This is a genomic window from Nonomuraea salmonea (assembly GCF_042428605.1).
Lineage (GTDB): Bacteria > Actinomycetota > Actinomycetes > Streptosporangiales > Streptosporangiaceae > Nonomuraea > Nonomuraea salmonea.
The window spans coordinates 71317-81465 of record NZ_JBHMCF010000049.1 but is presented as its reverse complement, the minus strand read 5'-3'; the positions used below and the strand labels follow the sequence as shown (position 1 = coordinate 81465).

The window sequence follows — 10149 nt, the reverse complement described above, 5'->3', positions numbered from 1 at the left end:
CACAACCGGCCCTCACGCCAGCGGAACGCCGAGCGGGTGTACTCCGCCGACGCCCGGGACCTCTTCCGGGACTTGAACACCGGGTATTTGGCGCGCCTGGCGAAGAAGTTCGCGAACGCCGCCTGAAGATGCCGCAACGCCTGCTGCAGAGGAACCGACGACACCTCCGACAGGAAGTCATAGTCTCCGCTGCGCTTCCACTCCGTCAGGCGCGCGGAGGACTCCACATAGGAGACACGGCGGCCTTCCAGCCGGTAGGCGCGGGTGCGCTCCTCGAGCGCCTTGTTGTAAACGAGACGGACGCAACCGAACGTCCTGGCAAGCTCGCCGGCCTGCTCAGGAGTCGGATAGAAGCGGTACTTGTAGGCCCGCTTCACGATCTGCGCCACGCCCCACATACTCCCACGATCAACCAAAGATCGCGCGTGTGTTCGATACGCCGGTTCACCTGACAGCGAACCGGCTGCCCCTGTCCTGCTCCGCAGGAGTCCGATTCCTCCCCCGCCTGAAGGCGGGGGTTTCCACGGAGGTATCTGATGACCGCCACCACGCTCCGGCGCGGGCGGCTGAGCGGCCGCCTGGTCGTCGTCAGCCTGGGCGCGCCGGCCGCGCCGCTCGCCCTGTTGCTGCTCGTGCGCGAGCCGAACCTCCAGGTGCTCATCACCCTCGGCTCGGTGTTGCTGACCTGCCTGGTCGTCGGCGGGTTCGCGCTGTCGCGGCTGCTGACCACCCGCTACCACCTCACCGCCGAACGGCTCGAGCTCAGCTCCGGCCTGCTCTTCCGCAGCCGCCACTCGGTGCCGCCGCACCGGGTGCGCAGCGTGGACGTGACCGCGAGCCCGCTCCAGCGCCTGCTCGGCCTGGCCACCCTCAGGATCGACACCGGCGACCAGGGCCGCGGGCTCCGGCTGGACGGCCTGACCGCGGCGGACGCCGCCGACCTGCGCCGCCTGATCCTGGGGTGGCGCGCGACGGGTCCCGTCACGGCGGACGACGGGCTGCTCTGCGAGCTGGACCGCTCCTGGCTGCGGTACGCGCCGCTCACCGTCTGGGGCGTCGGCTCCGTCCTCGCCGCGGCGGGCGGCGTCTACCGCACCCTGCACGAGATGAAGATCGACCCGCTCTCGCTGGGCGTCGTGCAGGACCTCGTGCGCCGCTTCGGCTCCGTCCCGCTCTGGTACGGCCTCCTGCTGGCCGCGCTCGCCCTCGTCGCCCTCGGCGCGGCCTGCTCCACGCTCACCTTCATCGAGAACTGGAGCGGGTACGAGCTGCGGCGCGCGGAGGGCGGCGTCCTAAGGGTGCGCCGCGGGCTGCTGGCGACCCGGTCGGTGAGCATGGAGGAGGGCCGGCTGCGCGGGGTGGAGCTGGTGGAGCCGATCCCGCTGCGCTGGGCCGGCGGCGCGAGACTGGACGCCGTCACCAGCGGCCTGGGCGACAGGGACGAGAACCGCCGGCGCCGCCTCCTGACCCCGCCACTCCCCCGCGCGGCGGCCCTCAGGGTCGCCGGCCAGGTGCTCGCGGGTGAAGGGCTGCTGGACCGGGTGGGGCTGGCGTCGCATCCTCGTGCGGCGCTGCGCAGGCGGGTCAACCGGGCGCTGATCGCGGCGGCCCTCGCCGCCGGGGTGCTCGCCGGGCTCGGGCTGTGGCTGGGCCAGGCGTTCGTCACCGCCGGCTGGGTCACCGGCCTGGTCCTGGCGGCGGTCCTGACGGCCTTCGCCTGGGACGCCTACCGCACGCTCGGCCACGGGATGCGCGGCCGCCACCTGGTCATGGCGTACGGGACGTTCGCCCGGCGGACCGTCGTGCTCCGGCAGGACGGGATCATCGGCTGGACGATCACCCGCTCGCCGTTCCAGCGCCGCAACGGCCTGCTCACCCTGGGAGCCACCACCGCGGTGGGCGACGGCGTCCACAAGGTCAGGGACGTGTCCGTCGACCAGGGCCTGAAGCTGGCGGACGCCGCCGTGCCCGCCCTGCTGGCTCCGTTCGTCGAAGGACGTCGGTGAGCCTCCCCCTCGGAGGGGAGCCACCCGGCTCCCCCGGGGGATGATCGGCAGGGACGGGGCCGGGAGCATCGCGGTCATGCGACGACAAATCACAGTGCGCCGTGCCGCCGGGTTCGCCGCCGCGGCGGCGATGTGCCCGTACCTGCTGGTCAAGGTGAGCTGGATCGTGCAGGAGCTGGCTCGGGGCACGGCCGAGTGGGTGCTGCTCAACGCGGTCACGGTGGTGATGGCCCTGGCCGGCGTCGGGCTGGGGCTGGCGGTGGCGCAGCCCTGGGGCATGCGGCTGCCCGGCCGGCTGGTGCTGCCGGTCGTGTGGGTCGCCGGTGGCCTGCTCGTGTCCATGCTCCCGTACGTGGCCGCTGCCGCCCTGCTGGTGCCGAGCGCGCCGGAACCGGCGGTTGAGCCGTCGTCCGAGACGGCGCTCATCGGTGTGGCGTTCACCGGGATGGCCGTGGCGCTGGTCGTGGGCCTGCCGCTCTACGTGCGCGAACGGTGGAACCGGGCGTTCACGGGCCGGGTGGGCAGCGACGCGGCGGGCCGCCGTACCCGGTGGCTCTTGCCGCCGGTGGCGGCGCTCGCCGCACTGTGGGCCTACTGGGCGGCGGGCGGAACCGCCGGCCTCGCCCAGACGCCGGACCTCAACGCCCGGCTCCTCCTCGCCAACAGCGCACTCGGCGCGGCGTGCGCCGGCTGGAGCCTGTGGGCGCTGCGCCGCCGGAGCAGCCGCCTCTGGCCGCCCATGACGCTGGGGTTCATCACGTCGGGGTCGCTGTTCTCGTGGGCGGCGTGGAAGCTGGCGTGGCTGCTGGTGCCCGGCCTCTACCAGCCGGTGGAGCACCTCTGGGTGGCGCTGGTCGAGCACGTCACCGCCATGGCGACGGGCCTGGCCCTGCTGGCCGTGCTGGTGGGGACGTACCGGCGGCGCTCGGCGGTTGACCTCAAGTTCGGTTGAGCTCCTAGCGTGGTCCGCGGCGACGTACAGGAGGATCATGATGCGGATCAGCACCGGCTTGCCCATGACGCCGACCGGCGTGCCCGATGTCTCGATGGCGCGGCGGCTTGAAGCGCTCGGCTATGACGCGATCAGCATGGCGGACGTCGTCGTCGGCGACGGGACGCCGGGGTTCGACGCCCCGCTCGTCCTGGCGGCGGCGGCGAGCGTGACCGAGCGGATCCGGCTGGAGTTCGGGGTGCTCAGCCTGCCGTTGCGCCCGGCCGCCTGGGTCGCCGCGCAGATCCAGACATTGCAGCACTTGTCCGGCGATCGGATCGTGCTCGGCGTCGGGATCGGCGGGTTTCCCGGGTCGCCGTTCTGGCGGGCGGCCGGTGCGCCGCCCCGCAACAGGGGGCGGTGGACGGATGACGTGCTGCGGGTGCTGCCCGGCCTCGTTCGTGGCGAGCCGACCGAGGTGGGCGGGGCTGAGGTGACGCTGGGTCCTGCCGCTGCGGTGCCGCCGATCTTCGTCGGCGGGAACTCCGAGGCGGCGATGCGGCGGGCCGTCCTGCATGGTGACGGCTGGGCGCCGTCCCTGATCAGCCCCAAGGGCCTGGAGCAGCGGGTCGTACGGCTGCGGGAGATCGCCGGCGAGCTCGGACGTCCGGTGCCGTCGATCACCGTGGGCGGGCACGCGTTCCTCGGCGGCGACCAGGCCGCCGTCGCGGAGTTCACCCGCCGGCTGGTGGAGGTGTACGAGGTGGCGCCGGAGGAGGCGGCGGACGTCCCGGTCACCGGAGGGGTCGAGCAGGTGGCCGAGCGCCTGCACGCCTTCGCCGAAGCCGGAGCCGACGCCGTCACGCTCAACCTCGACGGCGGGGACTGGATCCGGCAGGCGGAGACGCTCGCTGAGGCCGGGAACAAGCTCTAGGCGGGCTCGGGCGCGTGGTGGGCGCGCCGGTAGGCCAGGGGCGACAGGCCCAGGTACGCGTAGAAGTGCTTCCTCAACGTCACGGGGTCGCCGAAGCCGCAGGCGGTGGCGATGCGGGCGACGGGCAGATCGGTGGACTCCAGGAGCAGGCGGGCGTGCGACAGCCGCCGCTGTGCCAGCCACTTCAGCGGGCTGCTGCCCACCTCGCCGCGGAAGCGCCGGGTGAAGGTGCGCACGCTCATGTTCGCGTGCCTGGCCATGTCCTCCAATGTGAGGGGGTCGGCCAGGTGGTCCAGGGCCCACTGCCGGGTGGCCGAGGTGGAACGGTCGGTGTCCTGCGGCACCGGATGCTCGATGAACTGCGCCTGCCCGCCCTCGCGCCAGGGCGCCACCACGCAGCGCCGCGCGGCGGCCGAGGCCACCGCCGCGCCGTGGTCGAGGCGGACCAGGTGCAGGCAGAGATCGATGCCGGCCGCCCCGCCCGCGGAGGTCAGGATGCGGCCGTTGTCCACGAACAGCACGCCGGGATCGACCTCGACCTCGGGGAACAGCCGCGCGAGCGCGTCGCACAGCGCCCAGTGCGTGGTGGCCCGCCGGCCGTCCAGCAGGCCGGCCGCGCCGAGCAGGAACGCGGAGGTGCACAGGCTGACGATGCGGGCCCGCGGCCCGATCCTGGCCAGCGCGGCGGCGACGTCGCCGGGCAGCGCGCCGGTCGCGAGCAGCTCCTTGCTCGGCTCCTGCGTGGCGAGCACGACGGTGTCGGCGGTTTCCAGCAGCGATTCGTCGTGGTCCACGACGATCTTGTAGTCCTCGTGCGTACGGACCGGCCGGCCGCCGATGGAGCAGGTGCTGACCGAGTAGAGGCGGGTGCCGTCGGAGGTGCACGCCTCGTTGAACACCCGGGCCGGGATGCCCAGGTCGAGCGGCAGCACTCCGTCGAGGGCGAGGACGGCGACACGATGCGGCATGGCCGGAATAGTACGGTAGTTGACCTTCCGGCCACTCACCCGCCTCCCCCATGGCCCGCCACTCTGGTGTCCGCCCCGTTGAAGACGACATGAGGAGGACATCATGCGGGCTGTCACCATCAAGGAGTTCGGCGGACCCGAGGTGCTGACCGTCGAGGACGTCGCCCGTCCCGAGCCGCTGCCGACCGAGGTGCTGGTACGCGTGCACGCCGCCGGGGTCAACCCGGTGGACTGGAAGACCCGCCTGGGCCACGGCATGGCGGGCCTGCAGACGTTCCCGCTGATCCCGGGCTGGGACGTCTCGGGCGTCGTCGAGGAGGTCGGCTTCGGCGTCACCACGCTCAGGCCGGGCGACGAGGTGTACGGCATGCCGTGGTTCCCGCGCGCCGCCGGCGGCTACGCCGAATACGTCACCGCCCCGGCCCGCCAGTGGGCCCGCAAACCGGCCACCGTCGGCCACGTGCACGCGGCCGCCGTGCCGCTGGCGGCGCTGACCGCCTGGCAGGCCCTGGTCGACACCGCCCAGGTGCGGGCCGGTCAGCGCGTGCTGATCACGGCCGCCGCCGGCGGCGTGGGCCACTTCGCGGTGCAGTTCGCCCGGCACCTGGGCGCCCACGTGATCGCCACCGCCGGCGCTCCCCGCCACCCCTGGCTCAAGGAACTCGGCGCCGAGCAGACCATCGACTACACCGCAACCCGCGTCGAGGACGCCGCCGCGGACGTGGACGTCGTCATCGACCTGGTGGGCGACGCGAGCCCCCGGACGCTGAAGGTCCTGCGCCCCGGCGGGCTGCTGGTCGGCGTCCCCGGCGGGGTCTCCCCCGAACTGGCCGAGGCGGGCGCGGCGGCCGGCGTGCGCACCACGCCGTTCCTGGTGGAGCCGGACGGCCCCGCGCTGGCCACGATCGCCGGCCTGATCGACGCGGGGCAGGTCGCCGTCGAGGTGGAGGAGACCTTCCCGCTGGAGCGGGCCGCGGCGGCGCACGTACGGGGCGAGGCGGGCCATACGAGGGGGAAGCTCGTCCTGACGACTTAGACTGTACTGTAAAGTACAAGTCTGTTGCGGACGAGGAGCGTGACGACATGACCGAGCGGCGCGGGCCGGCCTCTGACGAGAAGATCCTCGCGGCGGCGAAGGAGCTCTTCCTGGCCGACCGCTACGCCGGCGTCACGCTGGAGCGGGTCGCCGAGCGGGCCGGGGTCTCGCGCCAGACCGTCTACAACCGCTTCGGCGCCAAGGAGAAGGTCTTCCGCGAGATGGTCCGCCGTCACTGGGAGGCCTTCGACGCCCCTGACCGCCGGGAGTGGACGTCCGGGGCGAGCGCCGCCGATGTGCTGCGGAGGTTCGCCAGGTCGCTGCAGCGCTTCGCCACCGAGACCGACCAGATCCGCTTCGCCCGGCTCGTGGTCACCGAGTCGGGGCGGCTGCCGTGGATCGCGGAGGAGTTCTACCGCATGGGCAAGGGGCCGGTCGCCGCGGCGTTCGTCACCTGCCTGGACGATCTGGTGGCGCGCGGCCTGCTGCGGTGCGCGGACACGCGGCTCGCGGCGCGCCAGTTCATGGGGCTGGTGCAGGAGTTCCTGGTGTGGCCGCGGGTGATGGCGTTCGAGGAGGAGATCGCCGAGCAGCCCGACGCCGAGACGGTGATCGAGGAGGCCGTCCGTACGTTCCTCGCCCGCTACGAAGCCTGAGGAGCAACCCGTGCACAACATCGTCCTCGGTGACGTCGAGATCGGCCGCGTCATCGAGTGGTCAGGCCCGATCCGTACCGCCCGGTTCATCATCCCGGACAGCGACGAGGAGACCTGGCGGCGCAACCAGGACTGGCTGGCGCCCGACTTCTGGACGCCAGCCGACGACGCCTACCGCTGCCACATCCAGACCTGGGTGCTGCGCAGCGAGGGCAAGATCGTCCTGGTGGACACCGGGGTCGGCAACGGCAGGGAGCGCCCGCAGGTCCCGGCGTTCGCGGGGCTGCGGACCGGCTATCTCGACCGGCTGCGCGCGGCCGGCGTCGCGCCGGAGGACGTGGACGTCGTCGTCAACACGCACATCCACTACGACCACGTCGGCTGGAACACCGACGCGCGCGACGGCGAGTGGGTGCCCACGTTTCCCAACGCGACATACCTGATCCCGCGCGTCGACGACGTCTACTTCGACCCGGCCAACGCCCACCTGCGCCGGGCGCCGCGCGACGAGCACGAGCGGCTGCGCTGGGAGGGCGGCAAGCTGGTGTTCGACGACAGCGTCGCGCCCATCCACCGGGCCGGGCAGGCGGTGCTCTGGGAGGGCGGCCACCGCATCGACGGCAACCTGCTGCTGGAGCCCGCGCCGGGGCACACCCCCGGCTCGTCCGTGCTCACCCTGCGCTCGGGCGGCGACCGCGCCGTCTTCGTGGGCGACATGCTGCACAGTCCCGTCCAGGTGCTCAACCCGCAGTGGAACAGCTGCTTCTGCGACGATCCGCCGCTCGCCGCCAAGACCCGCCGCGCCTACCTCGAGCGCGCCGCCGACCGGCACGAGCTGGTCTTCCCCGCGCACTGGCCGGGGCACGGCGCCGCCGAGGTGCGCAAGGACGGCGACGGCTTCGCCATCGTCGAGTGGGCCGCGTTCTGCCCCGAGTGACGGACGCCTCTACAGTGTCCTTCCGTGCTCTACGGAAGAACGGCGGAGGTCAGCGCGCTCGACGAGGTGATCGCGCGGGCGCGCGACGGTTCAGGCGGCGCGGTGGTCGTCCGGGGCGCGGCGGGGACGGGCAAGACCGCCCTGCTCGACGCGGCGGCCGCGCGTGGCGGCGCCATGCGGGTGCTGCGCACCACGGGCGTCGAGTCGGAGTCCGACCTCGCTTTCGCGGCGCTGCACCAGGTGCTGTGGCCGGTGATCGGGTCGCTCGGCGCGCTGCCCGAGCCGCAGCGGCTGGCCGTCGGCGCGGCCCTGGGGCTTGAGCCGGGCGGCGGCGACCGCTTCCTGGTGGGCGCCGGGGTGCTGTCGCTGCTGGCAGAGGCGGCCGCGCCCGACGGGCTGATCTGCGTGATCGACGACTTCCAGTGGATCGACCGGGCCTCGGCCGACGCGCTGCTGTTCGCCGCCAGGCGGCTGGCGACGGAACGCGTCGCGATGCTGCTCGCCGTACGCGGCGACGCGCCGGTGAAGGGGGTGCCGCGGACGCTGGACGTACGGGGGCTGCCCGAGTCCGCCGCGGACGAGCTGCTGCGGGACCGCCACGCCGAGCTGTCCGCCCGCGTGCGGCGCGAGCTCGTGACGCTGACCGGCGCGAACCCGCTCGCCCTGTACGAGATCGTCGCCCGGCTGACGCCCGCGCAGCGCGCCGGGGACGAGCCGCTGCCCGACCCGCTGCCCGGTGGCGCCCGCCTCTTCGGCGACCAGGTCGCGGCCCTGTCGCCTGCCGCCAGGCTGATCGGTCTGGTCGCCGCCGTGGAGGCCGATCTCCCCCTGGTGCTGAGCGCCGCCGAGCGGCTGGCGGGCGGGCAGGCGCTGGCCGAGCTGGAGGAGTCCGGGCTGGCGGAGGTGGCGGGCGCGACGGTGCGGTTCCGCCATCCGCTCGTCCGCTCCGCGATCCATGAGGCGGCCTCTCCCGCCGACGTCCGCCGGGTGCACGCCGTGCTGGCGGAGCTGGCCTCCGACGACCGCCGCGCCTGGCATCTCGCGGGCGCCGCGCTGGGCCAGGACGAGCAGGTCGCCGCCGCGCTGGTGGCCGCCGCCGACCGGGCGCGCGAGCGCGGCGGGTACGGCGCCGCCGCCATGGCGCTGGCCAGGGCCGCCGAGCTGACCCCCGAGCCGCGGGCGCGTGCCGTACGGCTGAAGGACGCCGCCGTCGCTGCCTGGCTCGGCGGACGCCCCGGCCAGGCGCAGTCGCTGCTGGCCGAGGCGCGCGAACGCGCCGGCGAGGACGTGGGGCTGGCGATGGAGGTCGCCCGGCTGCGCGGCCGGTTCGAGCTGAACTCGGGCGACGCCGCCGAGGCCGTACGCATCCTGGCGGCGGGCGACACCCTGGACATGCTGGCCGACGCCGCCGAGGCGGCCTCGTACGTCGGCGACACGGCGGCCATCATCGCGCTGGGCCGGCGGGCGGCGGCGCACCCCGAAGGATTCCTGCGCGACACGGTGGCCGGAGTCGGCCTCACGCTGGACGGCGATGCCGAGGGTCCTGGCCTGCTGCGGCGGGCGCTGTCCCACGCCGGTGAGCTGGAGGACGCGGCCGAGCACCTGTGGGCCGCGGCCGCGGCCAGCTACCTGGGCGAGAACGACCTGGCCGCCGACCTGGCCGAGCGGGCCGGGCGGGTGGCCAGGGTGTCGGGGATGAGCGGGCAGCTGCCGGTCGTGCTGGAGTTCGTCGCGACGGCGGAGCGCATCGCCGGCCGGCTGGCGCGCAGCCAGGCGCTCTCCGAGGAGGGTCTTGAGCTGGCGCGCGAGGCCGGCTACACCAACACCGTCGCCGCCCACCTCGCCAACCTGGCGGCGGTGGCGGCGCTGCGGGGCGAGGAGGAGGACTGCGAGCGGCAGGCTCGCGCGGCGCTGGCGATCGCGATCCCGCACCGGGTGGGGATGCGCGCGGGGCTGGCGTCGTACGCGCTGGCGCTGCTCGACCTGTGCCTCGGCCGGTACGCGGCGGCGCACGACCGCTTCCACGCCGTCGTCACGGCGGGGCCGGGGGCCGGGCATCCCACCGTCGTGTCGCGGTCCACCCCTGATCGGATCGAGGCCGCCGTGGGCGCGGGTGACGAGGAGGGCGCGCGGGCGACGCTGGCCGCGTACGAGCGGTGGTCGGCGAACGCCGGCACGCCCGAGTCGCACGCCCTGCTGGCCCGCTGCCGCGGCCTGGTCGAGGGGTCGTCCGACGCCTTCGCCGAGGCGCTGCGGCTGCACACCAACCCGTTCGAGTCGGCCAGGACGGCGCTGCTGCTGGGCGAGCGGCTGCGCAGGTCGCAGCGGCCCGGCGAGGCGCGGGCTCAGCTGCGGGCGGCGTGGGAGACCTTCGAGCAGGCGGGCGCGCGGCCGTGGGCGCGGCGGGCGCAGGAGGAGCTGCGGGCGGCCGGCGAGAGCGGGCAGGCCCCGCCCTCCGACGTGCTCGACGTGCTGACGCCGCAGGAGCTGCGCATCGCGGGCCTGGCCGCCGACGGGTTGTCCAGCAAGGAGATCGCCGCCCGGCTCTTCCTCAGCCCGCGTACGGTCGAGTACCACCTGTACAAGATGTATCCGAAGCTGGGCATCAGCTCGCGTACTGACCTCGCGCGGCTGGTAGTCCTACGGAAGGCACCCGTGACCGGCGACGGCAAGCTGTGAGT

Annotated in this window: 9 protein-coding genes; 7 read left to right on the top strand and 2 right to left on the bottom strand. The window is 74.2% G+C overall.

Translation table 11 applies throughout. The features are described from left to right. Positions 1 to 389, bottom strand: a 389-nt coding sequence (locus ACFFR3_RS43480; RefSeq protein WP_379485043.1) for an RNA-guided endonuclease InsQ/TnpB family protein, incomplete at its 3' end; no start/stop codon positions are given. 147 nt (positions 390 to 536) lie between these two features. Here ACFFR3_RS43480 and ACFFR3_RS43475 point away from each other — a divergent pair. The 3 genes from ACFFR3_RS43475 (at position 537) to ACFFR3_RS43465 (ending at position 3871) form a co-directional block, all read left to right on the top strand. Continuing rightward, entirely contained in the window at positions 537 to 2006 is a 1470-nt protein-coding gene (locus ACFFR3_RS43475; protein ID WP_345409128.1) for a PH domain-containing protein, read from the top strand. 76 nt (positions 2007 to 2082) lie between these two features. Continuing rightward, the gene (locus ACFFR3_RS43470) at positions 2083 to 2958 is read left to right on the top strand and encodes a hypothetical protein (RefSeq protein ID WP_345409129.1); all 876 of its coding nucleotides are present in this window, start codon (positions 2083 to 2085) and stop codon (positions 2956 to 2958) included. 37 nt (positions 2959 to 2995) lie between these two features. Continuing rightward, complete coding sequence (locus ACFFR3_RS43465) at positions 2996 to 3871, top strand: LLM class flavin-dependent oxidoreductase (protein ID WP_379485042.1); 876 nt, start codon at positions 2996 to 2998, stop codon at positions 3869 to 3871. On the opposite strand, the gene ACFFR3_RS43460 is transcribed toward ACFFR3_RS43465, so the two are convergent. After that, positions 3868 to 4839 carry a GlxA family transcriptional regulator gene (locus ACFFR3_RS43460; protein ID WP_379485041.1) on the bottom strand — a complete coding sequence of 324 codons (972 nt, stop codon included), beginning with the start codon at positions 4837 to 4839 and terminating at the stop codon, positions 3868 to 3870. The two genes, ACFFR3_RS43465 and ACFFR3_RS43460, sit on opposite strands and share 4 nt — an antisense overlap. Before the next feature lie 103 nt (positions 4840 to 4942). Between ACFFR3_RS43460 and ACFFR3_RS43455 the strand changes: the two genes are divergently transcribed. The 4 genes from ACFFR3_RS43455 to ACFFR3_RS43440 are packed head-to-tail and all read left to right on the top strand — an operon-like array spanning position 4943 to position 10147. Further along, a complete protein-coding gene (locus tag ACFFR3_RS43455) occupies positions 4943 to 5875 on the top strand; it encodes an NADP-dependent oxidoreductase (protein ID WP_379485040.1) in 933 nt (310 codons plus the stop codon). A gap of 47 nt (positions 5876 to 5922) precedes the next feature. Next, on the top strand, positions 5923 to 6531 hold the full coding sequence (locus ACFFR3_RS43450) for a TetR/AcrR family transcriptional regulator (protein WP_345409134.1): 609 nt from the start codon (positions 5923 to 5925) through the stop codon (positions 6529 to 6531). Between the two features lie 10 nt (positions 6532 to 6541). Then, on the top strand, positions 6542 to 7468 hold the full coding sequence (locus ACFFR3_RS43445; protein ID WP_345409135.1) for an MBL fold metallo-hydrolase: 927 nt from the start codon (positions 6542 to 6544) through the stop codon (positions 7466 to 7468). A 24-nt stretch (positions 7469 to 7492) separates the two neighbouring features. Continuing rightward, complete coding sequence (locus ACFFR3_RS43440; RefSeq protein ID WP_379485039.1) at positions 7493 to 10147, top strand: helix-turn-helix transcriptional regulator; 2655 nt, start codon at positions 7493 to 7495, stop codon at positions 10145 to 10147. The last annotated feature ends 2 nt before the right edge of the window (positions 10148 to 10149 follow it).